General features: G+C 69.3%; 17 protein-coding genes and 1 pseudogene. 7 read left to right on the top strand and 11 right to left on the bottom strand.

Annotation, left to right across the window (positions count from 1 at the left end):
• Positions 1–281: 281 nt before the first annotated feature.
• From E4A48_RS03265 to E4A48_RS03245, 5 genes and pseudogenes are all read right to left on the bottom strand, one after another.
• Positions 282–925: pseudogene (locus E4A48_RS03265) on the bottom strand (pectate lyase family protein); the annotation flags it as partial.
• Between the two features lie 56 nt (positions 926–981).
• Positions 982–2,985, bottom strand: a complete 2,004-nt coding sequence (locus E4A48_RS03260) for a M1 family metallopeptidase (protein ID WP_142741890.1) — start codon at positions 2,983–2,985, stop codon at positions 982–984.
• A gap of 116 nt (positions 2,986–3,101) precedes the next feature.
• On the bottom strand, positions 3,102–4,049 hold the full coding sequence (locus E4A48_RS03255) for an aspartate carbamoyltransferase catalytic subunit (protein WP_003478088.1): 948 nt from the start codon (positions 4,047–4,049) through the stop codon (positions 3,102–3,104).
• 19 nt (positions 4,050–4,068) lie between these two features.
• The gene (gene ruvX, locus E4A48_RS03250; protein ID WP_052234971.1) at positions 4,069–4,566 is read right to left on the bottom strand and encodes a Holliday junction resolvase RuvX; all 498 of its coding nucleotides are present in this window, start codon (positions 4,564–4,566) and stop codon (positions 4,069–4,071) included.
• Positions 4,559–5,125 (bottom strand): YqgE/AlgH family protein, encoded by a 567-nt coding sequence (locus E4A48_RS03245; protein ID WP_039005503.1) that lies wholly within the window; start codon positions 5,123–5,125, stop codon positions 4,559–4,561. The genes ruvX and E4A48_RS03245 overlap by 8 nt, the downstream gene beginning before the upstream one ends.
• 107 nt (positions 5,126–5,232) lie before the next feature.
• On the opposite strand from E4A48_RS03245, the gene E4A48_RS03240 reads away from it, so the two are divergent.
• Positions 5,233–7,038, top strand: coding sequence for a DUF4153 domain-containing protein (locus E4A48_RS03240; protein WP_142741889.1), 1,806 nt, complete (start codon positions 5,233–5,235; stop codon positions 7,036–7,038).
• A 15-nt stretch (positions 7,039–7,053) separates the two neighbouring features.
• Positions 7,054–7,593 carry a DNA-3-methyladenine glycosylase I gene (locus tag E4A48_RS03235; RefSeq protein WP_039005504.1) on the top strand — a complete coding sequence of 180 codons (540 nt, stop codon included), beginning with the start codon at positions 7,054–7,056 and terminating at the stop codon, positions 7,591–7,593.
• 426 nt (positions 7,594–8,019) lie between these two features.
• On the opposite strand, the gene E4A48_RS03230 is transcribed toward E4A48_RS03235, so the two are convergent.
• Positions 8,020–9,150, bottom strand: coding sequence for a PilT/PilU family type 4a pilus ATPase (locus E4A48_RS03230; RefSeq protein ID WP_039005505.1), 1,131 nt, complete (start codon positions 9,148–9,150; stop codon positions 8,020–8,022).
• 160 nt (positions 9,151–9,310) lie between these two features.
• A complete protein-coding gene (locus E4A48_RS03225) occupies positions 9,311–10,348 on the bottom strand; it encodes a type IV pilus twitching motility protein PilT (RefSeq protein ID WP_003471666.1) in 1,038 nt (345 codons plus the stop codon).
• 126 nt (positions 10,349–10,474) lie between these two features.
• On the opposite strand from E4A48_RS03225, the gene E4A48_RS03220 reads away from it, so the two are divergent.
• From E4A48_RS03220 to E4A48_RS03205, 4 genes are all read left to right on the top strand, one after another.
• A complete protein-coding gene (locus tag E4A48_RS03220; protein WP_039008830.1) occupies positions 10,475–11,125 on the top strand; it encodes a YggS family pyridoxal phosphate-dependent enzyme in 651 nt (216 codons plus the stop codon).
• A gap of 474 nt (positions 11,126–11,599) precedes the next feature.
• The gene (locus tag E4A48_RS03215; RefSeq protein ID WP_230812424.1) at positions 11,600–12,652 is read left to right on the top strand and encodes a hypothetical protein; all 1,053 of its coding nucleotides are present in this window, start codon (positions 11,600–11,602) and stop codon (positions 12,650–12,652) included.
• Positions 12,653–12,781: 129 nt separating this feature from the next.
• On the top strand, positions 12,782–13,624 hold the full coding sequence (gene proC, locus E4A48_RS03210) for a pyrroline-5-carboxylate reductase (protein ID WP_039005509.1): 843 nt from the start codon (positions 12,782–12,784) through the stop codon (positions 13,622–13,624).
• 14 nt (positions 13,625–13,638) lie between these two features.
• Positions 13,639–14,094, top strand: coding sequence for a DUF4426 domain-containing protein (locus tag E4A48_RS03205; RefSeq protein WP_039005510.1), 456 nt, complete (start codon positions 13,639–13,641; stop codon positions 14,092–14,094).
• 132 nt (positions 14,095–14,226) lie between these two features.
• Here the strand turns inward: E4A48_RS03205 and soxR are convergent, their stop codons facing one another.
• Complete coding sequence (soxR, locus tag E4A48_RS03200; RefSeq protein WP_058195935.1) at positions 14,227–14,664, bottom strand: redox-sensitive transcriptional activator SoxR; 438 nt, start codon at positions 14,662–14,664, stop codon at positions 14,227–14,229.
• A 105-nt stretch (positions 14,665–14,769) separates the two neighbouring features.
• On the opposite strand from soxR, the gene E4A48_RS03195 reads away from it, so the two are divergent.
• A complete protein-coding gene (locus E4A48_RS03195; RefSeq protein WP_039005513.1) occupies positions 14,770–16,194 on the top strand; it encodes an MFS transporter in 1,425 nt (474 codons plus the stop codon).
• Positions 16,195–16,210: 16 nt separating this feature from the next.
• On the opposite strand, the gene E4A48_RS03190 is transcribed toward E4A48_RS03195, so the two are convergent.
• From E4A48_RS03190 to pdxH, 3 genes are read right to left on the bottom strand one after another with little or no spacing between them, the layout of a single operon-like run.
• Positions 16,211–17,002, bottom strand: coding sequence for an ABC transporter substrate-binding protein (locus E4A48_RS03190; RefSeq protein ID WP_142741888.1), 792 nt, complete (start codon positions 17,000–17,002; stop codon positions 16,211–16,213).
• Position 17,003: 1 nt separating this feature from the next.
• Complete coding sequence (gene aac(6') / locus E4A48_RS03185; protein WP_039005515.1) at positions 17,004–17,456, bottom strand: aminoglycoside 6'-N-acetyltransferase; 453 nt, start codon at positions 17,454–17,456, stop codon at positions 17,004–17,006.
• Positions 17,453–18,052 (bottom strand): pyridoxamine 5'-phosphate oxidase, encoded by a 600-nt coding sequence (pdxH, locus tag E4A48_RS03180; RefSeq protein ID WP_039005516.1) that lies wholly within the window; start codon positions 18,050–18,052, stop codon positions 17,453–17,455. The genes aac(6') and pdxH overlap by 4 nt, the downstream gene beginning before the upstream one ends.
• Between the last annotated feature and the right edge of the window lie 145 nt (positions 18,053–18,197).

Below are 18,197 nucleotides of genomic sequence, written 5' to 3'. Positions count from 1 at the left end.
GTGCAGACAGCTCGGCGAGGCCGCCGCGACATGCGCGGATCGATCAAATCCATGTGAAAAGGGCAGCCGGCAAGCGCGACTGCGACGCGATCGCGTTATGCGCCGGCGTCGCATTGCGACTCACATTCAATGCGGAGCCTGACATGAGCCGATCCGCCGATGCGACCCGGCTCCGTGCACGCGCCATGCGCAGCGCATGCGTGGCGCGCATGCGGAAGGACGGCCAGCGGCAATGCCCCGGACCGGACCGGACCGGGGCGGCCGCATGGCGGTTGGACGGCTTATTCGGCCAGGTTGGTGCCTGCGCCCGCCATGGCGATGACCTTGGCCTTGACCTGCGCGGCCGGGATTGCGGTGTACCGGTAGGCAAGCGGCTGCGGGACGGTCCTCGACGAGATCCAGCGGTTGGCGTGGCGCATGGCTTGCTGTCGCTGTCCGGCACGCTCCAGGTGATGCCGTTGCCGACGTAGTTGTTGATCAGATCCCAGTAGCCGATTTCGCTGCTGTCGCGCGAGGTCACCGGTTTCTTCGCGTTCTCGAAGTAGTTGGCCTCGATCAGCGCCACCGCACACATCCGCGCGTTGATGCCGGAGGTGAGCACGTTGTTGAAGTCGTTGTTGTAACTGTGGCTCAGCCCGCGGCGTTGCGGCGGCAGCCGCGACTCCACGTTCTCGAAGCGGTCGTGGCGATAGGTGGTGCGCGCGGCGGCGTTCTTGGTGTCGTTGTCGCTATAGCCGTTGAGCGCGACCTTCTGGTAGTCGGGCACGTCGTTGTACGACCCGGTGACGTGGTGAGCGCACTTCTTCATGTCGATGCCGCCGTCGAAGGAGGCGTCGCCGGCACACTTGCTCAGCGACGCGAACAAGGTGCGGTGGTCGATCCAGATGTTGGACGGTTCGCCGCTGGAATTGCCTTCCAGCGAAATTTCCCTGCATACGATCGCACGCACGCACGCGGGCGCGTGCGGCGCGGCCAGTGGGCTCAGCTCACCGCGTCGATCTCGTTGTCGCCGCGGTCGGCGTCGGGCAGTTTGTGCTCGGGGTCCAGGGTCACGTGCACCACCTTCTGCGTGCTCGGCACCCGGATCTGCGGCTGGGTCTGCTGGATCCAGGCCTCCACCGGCACGCGCTGGTCGAGGTGGCTGCCGTCGGCGAAGTCGATGCGCAAGGTCGCCGGCATCACCAGTTTCTGCTGGCTCTGCAAGGTCACCAGCAGGCCCTTGGCCGGGTCGTGCTCGACATAGCTGGCCGTGCGCACGCCCATGTCCAGCTGCCAGTTATTGAGGTACCAGCCGCGCCACCACCACGACAGGTCTTCGCCGGACTCGCTTTCCATCAGCCGGAAGAAATCCGACGGGGTCGGATGCTTGTACGCCCAGGTGGCGATGTACTTGCGGAACGCCGGGTCGAAGCGCGCCGGGCCGAGGATCTGTTCGCGCAACAACACCAGGCCCAGCGCGCCCTTGAAGTAGGTCAGCGAATGCCGGTAGGTCTCGCTGGTGGCGTCGGCGCGGTCGAGCAGGTTCGGCGCCTGCGCATCGGCCAGCAGCCGCAGGATCTCGTCGACCGGGTTGCCGCCCTTGGACGCGTACTCGCTGTCGCGCTTGGGCGCGAATTCGCCATGGTTGACCGCATCGGAGGCGTAGACGTCGATGAACGTGTTGAAGCCCTCGTCCATGAATGCGTAGCGGCGCTCGTTGGAACCGACGATCATCGGGAACCAGCCGTGGCCCAGTTCGTGCGCAGTGATCCAGAACAGGTCCTTGCCGCCGTCGTGCATGTCGTCGAAGACGATGCCCGGATATTCCATGCCGGCGCCGTGGCCGCCGAGGTTCACCGCCACCGGCCACGGATAGGGGTACCACTGCGAGAAATGCTCGATCGACGCCTTGACGAACTCGGTGGAGCGGTCCCACTTGTCGGCGCCGACGCCTTCGCGCGGATACACCGACATCGCCAGCGCGTGCTCGCCTTCCGGCAGGTTGATGCGCGCGGCATCCCAGACGAACGCCGGCGAGGCGGCGAAAGCCACGTCCCGGGTGTGCGCCATGTGGAAGCGCCAGGTCTGGGTGCCGCTGGCGGTGGGCCGGCTGGCTGCATCGCCGATTTCGGCGGCGCTGCGGATCGCCACGGTGCGGTCGCTGGCCGCGGCCTGGGCCAGGCGCTGGCGCTGCGTGGCGGTGAGCACCTGCGCCGGGTTCACCAGCTCGCCGGAGCCGGCGACCAGGTAGTTCCACGGCACCGTCACCGCGTAGTCGAAGTCGCCGTATTCCAGGTAGAACTCCGCGCCGAGATACGGCTGCGTGTCCCAGCCGCGCAGATCGTCGTACACCGCCATGCGCGGATACCACTGCGCGATCTCGTAGATGTCGCCGTCGCCGGTCGGGGTGACCGCGGTGCGCCCGCCCCAGGTGCCGGGCACCGTGTAGGCGTAGTCGATATGCAGCTTCAGCACCGTGCCTGCGCCGGCCAGCGGCCGCGGCAGGTCCACGCGCATGCGCGTGTCGTCGATCAGGAACCTGGCCGGCATGCGCTTGCCGCCCTGCTCCACTTCCACCTTGGCGATGCGGTAGCCGTCGCTGGATGGCGCCAGCGGAGGCTCCTCGCGTGCCGGGCGCACGCCGCGGGCGCGCGCGTCGGCGCGGTAGATGTTCTGGTCCAGCTGCAGCCACAGCACGTCCAGCGTGTCCGGGCTGCGGTTGCTGTAGGTGATGGTTTCCTGGCCGCTGAGCGTGCGCGTCGCCGGATCGATGCTGGCGTGCAGGTCGTAGTCGGCGCGGTTCTGCCAGTACAGCGGCCCGGGTACGCCGCCGCCGCTGCGATAGGCGCTGGCCGGCTGCGGCAACTGCAGCGGCGCGAACAGGGCCAGCGGATCGTAGCCGCTGGCGGGTGCGGCAGCGGCCGGCGCGGCGGCGCTGGCCTGGGCGAAGCCGACGAGGGAAGCGCAAGCCGCGGCGAAACCGGCGCGGCGCAGGGCATGGATCATGTGGGGCGTCCGTGGGGAGGATCGCCTCCGATGGTAGGACGAAACGCGGTGGTGTGGATGTGCCGGTAAGCCTGTGGTCGCTCCCACAAGGTCCGTCGCGGTCATACATCCACGCCTCATCCCAACAACGTTTCAAGCACCGCCATGCGCACCGCCACGCCGTTGGCGACCTGGCGCAGCACGCACGACTGCGGACCGTCGGCGACGTCGTCGGTGATCTCCACGCCGCGGTTGATCGGTCCCGGATGCAGCACCACCGCGCCCGGCGCGGCGCGGCGCAGACGCTCGGCCGTGAGGCCGTAGTGCGCATGGTAGCCCTCCAGCGAGGACACCAGGCCTTCCTCCATACGCTCGCGCTGCAGGCGCAGCATCATCACCGCGTCCACGCCGTCGAGCATGGCGTCGAAGTCGTCGCCGACCACGCAGCCGTCCAGGGTGCCGTCGTCGGGCAGCAGCGCCTGTGGGCCGCATACGCGCACCTCGCCGGCGCCGAGCGTGCGCAGCGCGTGCAGGTCCGAACGCGCCACGCGCGAGTGCTTGACGTCGCCGACAATGACCAGCTTGAGCTTGGAGAAATCGCCGCCCTTGGCGTGGCGCAGGGTCAGCATGTCGAGCAGGCCTTGGGTGGGATGGGCGCTGCGGCCGTCGCCGGCGTTGATCAGCGCGGTACCCTCGCCGGCCGCTTCGGCCAGGCGCTCCACCGCGCCGTCCTCGGGATGGCGCACGACGAAGCCGCGCACACCCATCGCTTCAAGGTTCTTCAGCGTGTCGCGCGCGGTCTCGCCCTTGCGCGTGGACGAGGTCGAGGCGTCGAAGTTCAGCACGTCCGCGCCGAGCCGCTGCGCGGCCAGCTGGAACGAGCTGCGGGTGCGCGTGGACGGTTCGAAGAACAGCGTGCACACCGCGGTGCCGGCCAGCACATTGCGCTTGCCGACCCGGCCCACCGCCGCGTCGCGGATCTGCCCGGCGCGGTCCAGCAGTTGCAGCAAGGTCGCGCGCGGCAGGCCTTCCAGGGTCAGCAGGTGGCGCAAGCGCCCGTTCGAATCGAGTTGCGGATCAGTCATGGCGGGTCCGGGAAAGGAATCAGGAAATGGGAGTGGCGTCGTCGGGCGCGGCCAGCCAACGCTCGATGATCACCGCGGCGGCGACCGCGTCCAGCGCCGCGGCGTCGCGGCGGCGCTTGCGCCCGGCGGCGCGGTCCCCGGCGAAGCGCTGGGCCGCTTCGACCGAACTGGAGCGCTCGTCGACCAGCACCACCGGTAGCGTGTAACGGGCGCCGAGTTCGCGGGCGAAGGCATGCGCGCGCTTGCGGTTGGGTTGGTCGGCGCCTTCCAGTGTCAGCGGATCGCCGACCACCAGGCCGTGCGGGCGCCATTCGGCATGCAAGCGGTCCAGCGCCGGCCAGTCCGGCCCCTGCGCATGCACGTCGACCACGGCCAGGGCGCGCGCGCCGCTGCCGAAGCTGCTGCCCACGGCCACACCGATGCGGCGGTGGCCCACGTCGAAGCCGAGCACGGTGCCGTCGCGGCGGATCGTGCCGGCAGCGGAGCTGTCCGCAGCGGGCGCGCCGGGCTCAGGCATGCCCGCTGTAGTCGGTGAGGCGGAACAGGTCCACGCCGATGCGGCCGGCGGCGGTTTGCCAGCGCCGCTCCAGCGGCAGCTCGAACAGCAGTTCGGCATCGGCCGGCGCGGTCAGCCAGCTGTTCTCGCCCAGCTCGTATTCGAGCTGGCCGGCGCCCCAGCCGGCACAGCCCAGCGCGACCACCGCGTTGCGCGGGCCGTCGCCGCGCGCCATCGCTTCAAGCACGTCGCGCGAGGTGGTCAGAAACAGGCCGTCGCCGAACGCCAGGCTCGAATCCCAGGCGCGTACGCCGTCATGGATCACGAAGCCGCGCTCCGGATGCACCGGCCCGCCGCTGAGCACTACCTGCTCGCGCAGGGTCTCATCGATGGTGTCGATGCCCATCTGCTCCAGCACTTCGCCCAGCGTGTATTCGGAGGCGCGGTTGACCAGCACGCCCATCGCGCCGCTGGCGTCGTGCTGGCAGATCAGTGCCAAGCCGCGCGCGAAATGGGGATCGGACAGCGCCGGCAGCGCGATCAGCAGTTGGTTGGCCAGGGGTGTAGGCAAAGCGGACATGACCTCATTCTATCGTCCCTGCCGGCCCGGCGCTGCGCCGGGCCGGAGCGGACTACCATAATCGTCCCCGATCGCGCACCACCGCGCCGCCAAGGATGCTGTCCCGCATGGAAACCGCCCCCGACCTCCCGCGCCAGAGCCGCGCCTTCATCGTCCTGGTCGCGCTGCTGCAGGGTGCGCTGCTGTACTTGGCCCAGCGTGGCGCCGATGCCGGGTGGTGGCCGTTCGCGGCGCCGGGCGGCCGGGTGTGCTGGTACACCCTGGTGCTGACCGTGCCGACGCTGACCCTGCTGTCGGTGCGGCGCCTGAGCGAATTGCGCCTGTGGCAGCACCTGATCGCGCTCGCGCTGCTGGTGGCGGCGCTGTCGGCCTGGGCCGCGTGGAGCGCCACCGGCGCGCCCGGGCTGCGCAGCGAAGAAGTGCTGGTCCCGTTCGGCATGGCCATCGCGCTGAGCATGTTCGTGCTGTTGCCGTGGCTGCAGTGCCGGCTGCAGCATGGCCACTGGCTGGCGCCGTACCGCGAATTGTTCGAACACGCCTGGCAGAACGCGCTGACCCTGGCCCTGGCATGGCTGTTCGTCGGCATCTGCTGGCTGGTGTTGTGGCTGTGGGGCGCGCTGTTCGCGCTGGTGAAGATCGATTTCTTCCGCACGCTGTTCCGCGAGACCGCCTTCGTCTATCTCGCCAGCGGGGCCATGTTCGGCCTGGGCCTGCTGATCGGCCGCACCCAGCAGCGTGCGGTGCAGGTGATGCGGCAGATCCTGTTCGCGATCTGCACCGGGCTGCTGCCGTTGCTGGCGTTCGTGGCGGTGCTGTTCGCGCTGAGCCTGCCGTTCACCGGCCTGCAGCCGTTGTGGGAGACTCGCGCCGCGGCGAAAATCCTGATCTGCCTGATGACGGCACTGGTGGTGTTTGTCAATGCGGTCTACCAGGATGGCGACGCCACCGTGCCCTATCCGCAATGGCTGCGGCGGCTGATCGACGCCGGCTTGCTGAGCCTGTCGCTGTACGCACTGCTGGCGTTGTACGCGCTGTGGCTGCGCATCGACCAGTACGGCTGGAGCGCGGAGCGCTTCAACGGCGTGCTGGTGGCGGTGGTCGCCTGCGGTTACGCGTTCGGCTACGCGTGGGCGGTGCTGCGCCGGGACCTGGGCTGGTTGCGGCCGCTGGCGCCGGTCAACCGGGTCATGTCCTGGGTGGTGATCGCATTGGCGTTGGCCACCAGTTCGCCGCTGCTGGACCCCTACCGCATCGTGGTCGGCAACCAGCTGCAACGCTTCGCCGACGGCCGCACCGCGGCCGTGGACGTGGATCTGTCCTACCTGCGCTTCGACAGCGGCCGCCGCGGCTACCAAGCGGTGCAGTCGCTGCGCGACGCGCCGGGCTTCGCCGAGGATCCGGCGCAACGCGAACGGCTGCAACGTATCCTGCAACGCACCCAGCGCTGGGGCGGCGACGACGCCAGCGGCGAGCAGCGCGCGCAGGACCGCATCGCCGCTGCGGCCGAACTGCACCAGCACATCCCGCTCGCTGCCGGCAGCGCCGATCCTGGCGATGGCTGGTGGCAGGCGTTGCTCGCCGGCACCCTGCACGACGGCGGCTGTCGCCAGCGCGACAACCGCTGTGTGCTGCTGGTGCGCGACCTTGACGGCGACGGCAGCGGCGAAGCGCTGCTGTGCAACGACAGCGACACCTTCGGCATGGAATGCCGGATCCATGCGCAGCGCCAGGACCGCTGGCAGGATGTGGCGCGTGTGCATTTCTCGCCCAGCTCGCCCGATCGCGCGGATGCGCCGTTCGACGCGCTGCGCGCCGGCAAGCTGGAACTGGCGCCGCGGCGCTGGCCGGACCTGACCTTGCCGGATGCGCGACGCGCCGAAATCTCGCCCGAAGACCATGACCAGGACGACTGACGGAGTCCGCCCGACATGACCAGCTATTGCGACATCGCCCCCGGCCACGCGCTGCACGGCCCCTACCACGACGCCGAATACGGCGTTCCGCAGCGCGCCGAACCCGAGCTGTTCGAGCGGCTGGTGCTGGAGATCAACCAGGCCGGGCTGAGCTGGGAGCTGATGCTGAAGAAGCGCGCCGGCTTCCGTGCCGCCTACGCCGGGTTCGTGGTGGACACGGTCGCCGGCTACGGCGAGGCCGACGTGCTGCGCCTGCTCGCCGACCCCGGCATCGTCCGCAACCGGCTCAAGGTGCACGCGGCGATCCACAACGCGCAGGTGATCCAGGGCCTGCGCGCCTCGCACGGCGGTTTCGCTGCCTGGCTGGACGCGCACCATCCGCGCGACAAGGCCGAGTGGATCAAGCTGTTCAAGCGCACTTTCCGTTTCACCGGTGGCGAGATCACCGGCGAGTTCCTGATGAGCCTGGGCTACCTGCGCGGCGCGCACCGCGAAGACTGCCCGGCGTTCGCGCGCATCGCGCGGCTGGATCCTGCCTGGATGCGCAGCGCGTGAACCTTCCGCTGCAGGCACATCGAGAGCGCGGCTGCATCCGGTGGCGCATTTTCGACACTGATGATGGCGTTCCACAGCCCTTGAACAGCAAGGCATCCCCTGCTACAGATCGGTCACCCCGCCATCTGGGCCTGCCAGAACGGCGCCTGCGGCCAGCGCCGCGCGCCTGCATACAGCGCGTGGCGCAAACGTCGCTGCGCCCTGCTGCAACCAGCGCGCGACATGCTGCCCCTCTCCCGCCGGGAGAGGAGTTGGGGTGAGGGTACGACGCGAAGCGACGCGCGCTGTTTGGGTGCGCGAGGCTGCGCCCGTACCCTCATCCGGCGCTACGCGCCGCCTTATCCCGTTGGGAGAAGGACAAAGCACCTCTACCGGCGGGAGAGTGATGGCGTCAGGGTACGGCATGCCATGGCGCTTTTCGGTCGCTCAGCGCACCTCCGCGATCTCCACCCCGTCCATGCCCTGCGCCAGGGTCCTGGCGTCGCCGCCCTGGGCGAGCTTGATGCGCAGGCGCACTTCGTTCTGCGAGTCGGCGTGGCGCAGCGCGTCCTCGTAGCTGATCTCGCCGGCCTGGTACAGCTCGAACAGGCTCTGGTCGAAGGTCTTCATGCCCAGGTTGGTGGATTCCTTCATCACGTCCTTGAGCTTGTGGATCTCGCCCTCGCGGATGTAATCCTGTATCAGCGGCGTGCCGAGCATGATCTCCATCGCCACGCGCCGGCTCTTGCCGTCGGGGGTCGGGATCAGCTGCTGGGCGACCACGCCGCGCATGTTCAACGACAGGTCCATCAGCAGCTGGCTGCGGCGGTCCTCGGGGAAGAAGTTGATGACCCGGTCCATCGCCTGATTGGCGTTGTTGGCGTGCAGGGTGCACAGCACCAGATGGCCAGTCTCGGCGAAGGAGATCGCATGGTCCATGCCTTCGCGGGTGCGCACCTCGCCGATCATGATCACGTCCGGCGCCTGGCGCAGGGTGTTCTTCAGCGCGTTCTCCCAGCTGTCGGTATCGATGCCGACTTCGCGCTGGGTGATGATGCAGCCTTCGTGCTTGTGCACGAACTCGATCGGGTCTTCGATGGTGATGATGTGGCCGGTGGAATTCTGGTTGCGGTAGCCGATCATCGCCGCCAGCGAGGTCGACTTGCCGGTGCCGGTGGCACCGACGAAGATGATAATGCCGCGCTTGGTCATCGCCAGGGTCTTGATCACCGGCGGCAGGTTCAGTTCGTCGACGGTGGGGATGCGCGTCTCGATCCGGCGCAGCACCATGCCGACCTGGTTGCGCTGGTAGAAGCAGCTGACGCGGAAGCGGCCGACCCCGGACACGCCGATGGCGAAGTTGCACTCATGGGTCTTCTCGAATTCCTCGCGCTGCGCCGGGGTCATCACGTTCAGCACCAGGTCGCGGCTCTGCGGCGCGGTCAGCGGCGTCTGCGTGATCGGGGTGATCTTGCCGTGCACCTTGATCGCCGGCGGCATGCCCGCGGTGATGAACAGATCCGACGCCTTCTGGTGCGCCATCAGTTTCAGGAACGAGGTGAAGTCGATGGTGCTCATGGTTTGAGGCTCCGGGACCGGGGACCGGGGACCGGGGACCAGGAACAGCCGCGGCTGCCCCCTTCCCGCCACCCAAGTCTTCCACGATCCACTCAGTGGAAAATCACGTCGCGTCGCTGTTGCTTTCCGGGTCCCCGGTCCCTGGTCCCCGGTCCCGGCCTCACTCGAAGACCCGCTTGTCCTTGGCGTAGTCGCGGGCCTGGTTGCGGGTGATCAGGCTGCGCTTGACCAGATCCTGCAGGTGCTGGTCCAGGGTCTGCATGCCGTACTGCTGGCCGGTCTGGATCGCCGAGTACATCTGCGCCACCTTGTCTTCGCGGATCAGGTTGCGGATCGCCGGGGTGCCGACCATGATCTCCCACGCCGCGGTGCGGCCGCCGCCGACCTTCTTCAGCAGCGCCTGCGAGATCACCGCACGCAGCGATTCGGACAGCATCGAGCGCACCATCGGCTTTTCGCCGGCCGGGAACACGTCGATGATGCGGTCGATAGTCTTGGCCGCCGAGCTGGTGTGCAGGGTGCCGAACACCAGGTGGCCGGTTTCCGCCGCGGTCAGCGCCAGGCGGATGGTTTCCAGGTCGCGCAACTCGCCGACCAGGATGATATCCGGGTCTTCGCGCAGCGCCGAACGCAGCGCCTCGTTGAAGCCGTGCGTGTCGCGGTGCACTTCGCGCTGGTTGATCAGGCACTTCTGCGAGGTGTGCACGAATTCGATCGGATCCTCGACGGTGAGGATGTGGCCGTATTCGTTCTTGTTGATGTAGTCGATCATGCCGGCGAGCGTGGTCGACTTGCCCGAGCCGGTCGGACCGGTGACCAGGATCAGGCCCTGCGGCTGGTCGATCAGCTGGCGGAAGATCGGCGGGCAGCCGAGGTCTTCCAGGGTCAGCACTTCGGACGGGATGGTACGGAACACCGCACCGGCGCCGCGGTTCTGGTTGAACGCGTTGACGCGGAAGCGCGCCAGGCTGGGAATCTCGAACGAGAAGTCCACTTCGAGGAACTCTTCGTAGTCGCGGCGCTGCTTGTCCGACATGATGTCGTACACCAGCGCATGCACCTGCTTGTGGTCCAGTGCCGGGATATTGATGCGGCGCACGTCGCCATCGACCCGGATCATCGGCGGCAGGCCGGCGGACAGGTGCAGGTCGGACGCTTTGTTCTTGACCGAAAACGCCAATAGTTCAGCGATATCCATACGCTGCTTTTTTCCCCTTGGGCTGCGACTGGAAGGATGATTCCCCGGGCGGCAGTATAGCGCCCTTCCCCATTGCCAGAAGCGCCGCCCGTGCCCCTCTCCCCCTTGCAGCAGATCCACCTGGACATGGACCGCGCCGCGGCCTCCGCGCAGCGTCCCCCGGCCCGCTTGCTGGCCGTGTCCAAGACCCAGCCGGCCGCGGCGGTGGCCGCCCTCGCCACGCAGGGACAGCGCGCGTTCGGCGAGAACTATGTGCAGGAGGCGGCGGGCAAGATCGCCGAACTGGCGCCGCTGCAGTTGCAATGGCATCTCATCGGCCACCTGCAGTCGAACAAGGCCGAGCAGGCGGCGCAGTTGTTCGACTGGGTGCAGACGCTGGACCGGGTCAAGCTGGTCGGCGCCCTGGCCAGGTACCGCCCCGCGTCGCGGCCGCCGCTGAACGTGCTGATCCAGGTCAACATCGACGACGAGGCCAGCAAGCACGGCTGCGCCCCTGCCGAGGTGGAGGCGCTGGCCGCGGCCATCGCCGCGCAGCCGGCACTGGCGCTGCGCGGGCTGATGGCCATTCCCGCGCCATGGCCGGACGCCGAGCGCCGCGGCGCCGCCTTCGCGCGCATGGCCGCGCTGTTCGAACGGCTGCGCGCCGCGTATCCGCAGGCCGATACGCTGTCGATGGGCATGAGCGGCGACTTCACTGCGGCGATCGCGGCCGGCGCCAATCTGGTGCGCATCGGCACCGCGCTGTTCGGCAGCCGCGCGCCGCGCGCGGCGTCCTGAAAACACGCACCGCGGCCAGCGATGGTGCCAAGGCAAACGCAGGCGCGAGCTTGTCTACGAAATATTCAACTGCGATGACTGTGGCGTCGGTCATTCGCTAAAGGCAGAGAGGGTCGTCGCGGTATCCGGCAGCAGCCATGCCTGCGTGTTTGTGCGCGCCAACGCCATGAAGCGACATGCCGATTCACACGGCGATCCGGTGATCTCGCCTGTCGGCACCGAATTGTCTACAAAGTCCCTACTGTTGATTTGCGCACGCCAAACCGCCGCGAAATTCCAAACGATTGAAAAATTTGGACTTTCCAATCCCAATCGAGGGCCGTCCCGAGGACGGCGACAGGGCATGGCATGCAGCGTCACGATCCTTAGAAAAGATCACACTACGGACGGAGGCATTCGGTTCCGATAGGCACCGGCGGTGGCTGCTCCACCGCCCATATCGCCGTATGCGCTCGGCTCCGACAAGGTCATAGAATGAAAATGGAAGCATCAACGAAATTGCTGTTTGGCGCGTGCTTTATCGCGCTGCTGCATGTCCCCACGGCGATCGCTGCGGCTGCGGCGACGTCGGCATGGCAGACCGACGAAGCGCTGATGACACCCGGCGAAGCGCAGGCACATGCGGCATGGCGCGAGACCATGGCACATCAGAAGACACCGGCCGTGGGCTGCTTCCACGCCAGCTACCCCGGCACCGCCTGGCAACCGGATGCCTGCACGCGCCTGCCCCGGCATCGGCTCGTGCACGCCATCGCGCGCAACACCATCATGGACACCACGGCGCCCGTCGGCAACGGCAACGACTACGTGCTGAGGTCCCAAACCCTCATCAGCAAGACCATCGGCAGCTTCCCCCAGGTCAGCGGCGTGACCTCCGAACGCAGCATCGGCGTGCCTCCTTTCGGCAGCGGCGGCATCATCGGGCCCAACGAGTACAGTCTTCAGCTGAACACCAACGTTGACAGCAGCAGTGTCTGCGCAGGGCGTTCGGGCTGTGCCGTCTGGCAGCAGTTCATCTATGCCACCGGCTACAATGCGCCAAAGCACCCCGCGGTCTTCATCGAATACTTTCTATATGGCTACGGCACCGACTGTCCCAAGGACTGGATAAGCGAAAAAGGCTTCTGCTACCGCGACAGCCAGGCCCTGTCTGTACCGGATGTGCCGATCACGCGCTTGGCCGACCTCAAACTGATCGGCTCGGCCACCGCCAACGGCCAGGACGTCGTGACCTTCATCGACGGCAACACCGCCTACAGCGTCAGCGCCAGTGACGATGTCCTCAAGATCGCGACCGTGTGGAAAGAATCGGAATTCAACGTGTTCGGCAATGAGGAAGGCGCGAGAGCGGAGTTCAACCGGGGCTCGTCGATCACGGTGAAGCTGGCCGCGACCAATGACGACACCGCCGCCCCGATCTGCGCCGCCCACGCCGGCACCACCGGCGAGACCAACAACCTGTACCTGGGCAGCTGTTCGGTGGCCGGCGGCAGCACGCCGTCGATCACCTTCACCGAGGCCAACTGAGCCCGCCGCGCCGGCACGGCACACGCGGCCGGCGCCGTTGCATCGCCCGACCCGGCCGCGCCGCCGCGCAACACTGCGGCGCGGCGCAGCCGTTACCATGGCACTCCCTCTCCGCGACGGTGTTGCGCCATGTCTTCCGCTCCTCCCGATCTGCGCACCGCCGACATCGCCTTCGTCGGCGGCGGCAACATGGCGCGCAGCCTGATCGCCGGCCTGCTCCGGCAGGGCGCCGATCCGCGCCGCATCCGCGTGGCCGAGCCGGTGCCGGCATTGCGCGAGGCGCTGACCGCCGAGTACGCCGTGCGGGCGGTCGCCAGCGCGGCCGACGCGGTGAATGGCGCGGCGCTGTGGATGTTCGCGGTCAAACCGCAGGTGTTGCGCAGCGTCTGCACCGAGCTGGCGGCGCTGGCGCTGACGCAGCGGCCGCTGCTGGTGTCCATCGCCGCCGGCATCACCACGCAGCAACTGAACCGCTGGCTCGGCGGCGGCCACGCCCTGGTGCGGGCGATGCCGAACACGCCCGCGCTGCTCGGCGCCGGCGTCACCGGCCTGTACGCCAATGCCGGCGTCGACGCCGCGCAGCGCAGCCACGCCGAACGCGTGCTGGCCACTGCCGGGGTCACCGTGTGGGTCGAGGACGAGGCGCTGATCGATGCGGTCACCGCGGTGTCCGGCAGCGGCCCGGCCTATGTGTTCCTGCTCGCCGAAGCGATGGAAGCGGCCGGCATCGCGCAAGGTCTGCCGGCCGCCGCGGCGCGCACGCTGGTGCTGCAGACCGTGCTCGGCGCGGCGCGCATGCTCACCGAATCCGGCGAGGCGCCGAGCGAACTGCGGCGGCGGGTGACCTCGCCCAACGGCACCACCCAGGCCGCGATCGAGACCTTCCAGGCTGGCGGCTTCGAAGCGCTGACCGCCACCGCCATCGCCGCCGCCGCCGCACGCGGCCGCGCACTGTCCGCCGCCAACGACTGAGCGGGCCCCCACCGATGCCCAACCTGCCCACCGCCGCGCTGTTGTGCCTGGCCCTGATCGCCTGCTCGGCGCAGGACGCGCCGCGCCCCGCCACGCTGGTCGCGGCCACGCCCGCGCTGGCCGACCTGGGCACGCTGCGCGTGCACTACAACGCACTGCCGACGCTGGCGATGAGCGATGGCGCCGCGCGCCGCTACGGCATCGCGCGCGACGCCGAGACCGCTTTGGTGGTGATCGCCCTGCGCCGCGTGCAGGACGGCGAAGAACTGCCGGCCAGCGGCCAGGTCAGTGCCGTCGCGGCCGACCTCAGCGGCCGCCGGCAACCCATCGCCTTGCGCGAAGCGGTCACCGACGCCTATACCGACTATGTCGGCACTGTGCGCATCAGCGAGCACGACCAGCTGAATTTCCAGGTGGACGTACGCAGCGCCGATGGTGCGGGCACGGTGCGCTTCGCCCGCACGTTCTAGCGCGCCAGCGTTGTCTGTTTGCCGCTGCGCCGACTGTAGGCGCATCAGCCGCGACAGGATCTATCGGTAAGGCCGGTCGCGACTGAAGCTCCTACAATGTCCCTGCGCTTTTTCCCGCCGCGCGCAAGCCGCTCAAGGCGCTGTCCAGCGCTGCGGCCCATCGCCCTGTGCGCCCAGCGCATCGGCCGGATTGCTCAGGCGGCAGCGGCGCAGCGACAGGCAGCCGCAGCCGATGCAGTCGGTGAGCTGATCGCGCAACTGGGTCAGCTGCGCGATGCGCGCGTCCAGTTCCTGGCGCCAGGCCGCCGACATCCGCGCCCATTCCGCGCGCGTGAGCGTGCGCGCATCCGGCAGTTGCGCGAAGGCGGCCTTGATGCTGTCCAGCGGCACGCCGACGCGCTGCGCGACGCGGATCACCGCCAGCCGCCGCAGCACGTCGCGCGCATAGCGGCGCTGGTGGCCGGCGCTGCGCAGGCCGTGGATCAGGCCCTTCTTCTCGTAGAAGTGCAGTGCCGAAACCGCCACGCCGCTGCGTCCGGCCACCTGCCCCACGCTCAGTTCCTCATGCATCGCTTGACGGCAAGTGCGGTTGAGGTTGCATGCTGCGCGCCCATCGCCTACGGCGCAACGTCGCGCCGGCAGGCGATCATTCCATTCCGCCATCAGGACGCACCGATGCATCAGCATGCTTCACCAGCAGGCGACCGCCGCAACGGCACGCTGGCGGCGATGACCTCCGCCCGCACCGCTGCCGCCACTGCCGATTCGGTCCTGTCGCCGCGCTATCGCGCGACCACGCTGGGCATGGTCGCGCTGATCTCGCTGATCGCGTTCGAGGCACTGGCGGTGGCCGCGGCGATGCCGACCGTGGCGCGCGAACTGGATGGACTGCGCCTGTACGCGCTGGCGTTCGGCGGCAGCCTGGCGACCAGCGTGATCGGCATGACTGTGGCCGGGCGCTGCAGCGATGCGCGCGGCCCGGCGCTGCCGCTGTGGGCCGGGCTGGCCTGCTTCGTCTGCGGGCTGTTGCTGGCCGGGTTCGCCGGCGGCATGCCGATGCTGCTGGCCGGGCGCCTGGTGCAGGGGCTGGGCGCGGGCGCGATCTCGGTGGCACTGTACGTGCTGGTCGCACGACTGTACCCCGAGGCGCTGCGCCCGCGCATCTTCGCCGCATTTTCGGCCGGCTGGGTGGTGCCGTCGCTGCTCGGCCCCAGCATCAGCGGCCTGATCGTGGAGCATGTCGGCTGGCGCTGGGTGTTCCTGGCGGTGCCGCTGCTGGCGCTACCGGCGGCGTTGCTGTTGCGGCCGGCGTTGCGGCGCCTGCCCGCACTGACCGCGGCACCGTCGCGCAGCGCCGCGCCGATCCTGTGGTCGGCAGGGGCGGCGGCCGGCGTGTGTCTGTTGTACCTGGCCGGCCAGCAGCGCGGACTATGCCTGCTGGCCACGGCGGTGCCGGCGCTGGGCGGGTTGCTGCTGTGCGCGTGGCGACTGTTGCCGGACGGCAGCTTGCGCGGCGCGCGCGGCCTGCCCAGCGTGATCGCCTTGCGCGGCGTGGCGGCGGCGGCGTTCTTCGGCTGCGAAGCGTTCCTGCCGCTGCTGCTGTCGCGCGAACGCGGCCTGTCGCCGACCTGGGCTGGGATCGCGCTGAGCATCGGTGCGCTGGGCTGGTTCGCCGGCTCCTGGTACCAGGGCCACTACGGCCAGCGCGGTTCGCGCCTGCGCCGGCTGCGCGGCGGCAGCGTGCTGATGCTGCTGGGCATCGGCAGCACCGCGCTGGCCGTGCTGCCCAGCGTGCCGGCCGCGCTGGCGATGCTCGGCTGGGCCGCCACCGGCATGGGCATGGGCCTGATCTACCCGACCCTGTCGGTGCTGACCCTGACCCTGTCGCCGCCGGCGCAGCAGGGCGCGAACAGTTCGGCGTTGCAGTTGAGCGAGGCGATCGCGGTGGCGACCACGCTGGCGGTGGGCGGCTCGCTGTTCGCGGCGCTGCTGGCGCAGTCGGTGGTGGCCGCGTACCTGTCCACCTTCGCGGTGGCCGCCGTGCTGGCCTTGCTCGGCCTGGGCATCGCCGGCCGTACTCAGCCGGTGGCGCCGCGCTAACTCTGCAGCGGCGCAGCTAGCGGCGCTGCGCCCAGGCATGCACGATGGCGGCGATCGCGCGCACGCCGTCGGTCAGCGCGGCCGGGCCGGGCTGCAGGATCAGCGGCGACTTGATCTCGAACAGCTGGCCGTCGCGCACCGCCGGGATCGCCGCCCAGCCCGGCCGCGCCGCCACCCGCTCGGGGCGGAAGCGCTTGCCGCACCATGAGCCGAGGATGATATCCGGCGCGCGCCGCACCACGTCCTCGCCATTGGCCAGGATCCGCGCCTTGGCCAGCGGTTCGGCCGACAGCTCCGGGAACACGTCGTCGCCACCGGCGATGCGCACCAACTCGGCGACCCAGCGGATGCCGGTGATGATCGGTTCGTCCCATTCCTCGAAATACACCTTGGGCCGCCGCGGCAGCGCTGCGGCCTGCGTGGCGATCGCGTCCAGGCCGCGCTGCAGTTCATCGGCATAGGCCGCGGCGCGCGCGCCGGCGCCGACCAGCGCGCCGAGCCGGCGCACATAATCGAGGATGCCGTCGACGCTGCGGTGGTTGGCGATCCACACCTCCACCCCGTTGCGCACTAGTTCGGCGGCGATGTCGGCCTGGATGTCGGAGAAGCCGATCGCCAGATCCGGCTGCAGCGCCAGGATCGCGTCGATCCTGGCGCTGGTGAAGGCACTGACCTTGGGCGTGTCGCGGCGCGCCTGCGGCGGACGCACGGTGAAGCCGCTGATGCCGACGATGCGTGCCTGCTCGCCGAGCGCGTACAGCGTCTCGGTGGGTTCCTCGGTCAGGCAGACGATGCGCTGCGGACCCACCTCAGTCCGCCAGCGGCATGCGGAAATACACCACGCGCTCGCTTTCCTCAAAGCCGCAGGCGTGGTGCGCGGCCTGCGCCGCAGCGTCGTCGAGCAGCGCATCGGAGGCCAGCTCGCTGCAGCCCTGCGCGCGGGTCCAGTCCTGCACCTCGCGCAGCAGCGCACGGCCGACGCCGCGGCCGCGCCATTCCGGCACCACGTACCAGCCTTCCAGAAACCCCACCGGCGAACTGTCGGTACCGTTGACGTAGTCCTGGCGCAAGGTCACGTCGGCGAAGCCGATCGCGTAGCCGGCGCCATCGAAGGCCAGGAAATTGGCCGCGTCCTCGCGCTGCAGCGCTTCGGCGACGCCACCGAAGGCATCGCGCTCGTCCGGCCACAGCGCCATCCGCAGCGCCGCCCAGGCGCGCAGGTCGGCAGCGGCGGCGGCGCGGATCGAGAACCCCTCGGTCACGGGAACAGCATCCGCTTGGACCAGTGCCCGGCGGCGTCGGCAACGTACTGCCAGCGCTCGTGCAGGCGGTACTTGCCGCCGTACCAGAACTCGAAGCTGCGCGGCACCACGCGGAACCCGCCCCAGCCGTCCGGACGCGGCACCTCGCGGCCCTCGAAGCTGGCCTCGGCCTTGGCCACGCGCTGCTCGAATTCCTCGCGCGACTGCAGCGGGCGCGACTGCGCCGACGCCCATGCGCCGATCTGGCTCATGCGCGGGCGCGAGGCGAAATACGCATCGGCCTCGGCCGCGGCGACCAGCTGCACCTCGCCGTCGATGCGGACCTGTACCCCGTCCTCGCGCATACGCCGCCACAGGAACAGCAGCGAGGCCTGCGGATTGGCCTGCAGCTCGCGGCCCTTCTGGCTGTCCAGGTGGGTATAGAACACGAAGCCGCGGGCGTCGTAGGACTTCAGCAGCACCACCCGCGAGGACGGGCGCGCTTCCAGCGTGGCCGAGGCGACCACCATGGCGTTGTATTCGGCCTCGTCGCTGGTCCGCGCCTGCGCGAACAGGTCGGTGAACGTGGACAGGGCTTCGGCGTAGAGATCGGGCATGGCGGCAAGGCACTCGGCGGACGATGGCCCATTGTCGCGCCATGCACGGCGCGACGCACGCGCGTCGCGGCGCAGGGCCGGGTCAGGCATGGTCTGAGCGGCGCACGACATGCGCCGCCCGGCCCGCAACCGGGCCTGCATGCAG

The organism is Xanthomonas translucens pv. cerealis, from assembly GCF_006838285.1.
GTDB classification, from domain to species: Bacteria; Pseudomonadota; Gammaproteobacteria; order Xanthomonadales; family Xanthomonadaceae; genus Xanthomonas_A; species Xanthomonas_A cerealis.
The sequence above is the reverse complement of the archived record's forward strand: the minus strand, read 5'-3'. Positions and strand labels throughout refer to the sequence as shown.

Bases quoted from the DNA above. Each gene is read 5' to 3' on its own strand.
- E4A48_RS03260 (WP_142741890.1), bottom strand. From the start codon at position 2,985: ATGATCCATGCCCTGCGCCGCGCCGGTTTCGCCGCGGCTTGCGCTTCC.
- E4A48_RS03255 (WP_003478088.1), bottom strand. From the start codon at position 4,049: ATGACTGATCCGCAACTCGATTCGAACGGGCGCTTGCGCCACCTGCTG.
- ruvX (WP_052234971.1), bottom strand. From the start codon at position 4,566: ATGCCTGAGCCCGGCGCGCCCGCTGCGGACAGCTCCGCTGCCGGCACG.
- E4A48_RS03245 (WP_039005503.1), bottom strand. From the start codon at position 5,125: ATGTCCGCTTTGCCTACACCCCTGGCCAACCAACTGCTGATCGCGCTG.
- E4A48_RS03240 (WP_142741889.1), top strand. From the start codon at position 5,233: ATGGAAACCGCCCCCGACCTCCCGCGCCAGAGCCGCGCCTTCATCGTC.
- E4A48_RS03235 (WP_039005504.1), top strand. From the start codon at position 7,054: ATGACCAGCTATTGCGACATCGCCCCCGGCCACGCGCTGCACGGCCCC.
- E4A48_RS03230 (WP_039005505.1), bottom strand. From the start codon at position 9,150: ATGAGCACCATCGACTTCACCTCGTTCCTGAAACTGATGGCGCACCAG.
- E4A48_RS03225 (WP_003471666.1), bottom strand. From the start codon at position 10,348: ATGGATATCGCTGAACTATTGGCGTTTTCGGTCAAGAACAAAGCGTCC.
- E4A48_RS03220 (WP_039008830.1), top strand. From the start codon at position 10,475: ATGGACCGCGCCGCGGCCTCCGCGCAGCGTCCCCCGGCCCGCTTGCTG.
- E4A48_RS03215 (WP_230812424.1), top strand. From the start codon at position 11,600: ATGAAAATGGAAGCATCAACGAAATTGCTGTTTGGCGCGTGCTTTATC.
- proC (WP_039005509.1), top strand. From the start codon at position 12,782: ATGTCTTCCGCTCCTCCCGATCTGCGCACCGCCGACATCGCCTTCGTC.
- E4A48_RS03205 (WP_039005510.1), top strand. From the start codon at position 13,639: ATGCCCAACCTGCCCACCGCCGCGCTGTTGTGCCTGGCCCTGATCGCC.
- soxR (WP_058195935.1), bottom strand. From the start codon at position 14,664: ATGCATGAGGAACTGAGCGTGGGGCAGGTGGCCGGACGCAGCGGCGTG.
- E4A48_RS03195 (WP_039005513.1), top strand. From the start codon at position 14,770: ATGCATCAGCATGCTTCACCAGCAGGCGACCGCCGCAACGGCACGCTG.
- pdxH (WP_039005516.1), bottom strand. From the start codon at position 18,052: ATGCCCGATCTCTACGCCGAAGCCCTGTCCACGTTCACCGACCTGTTC.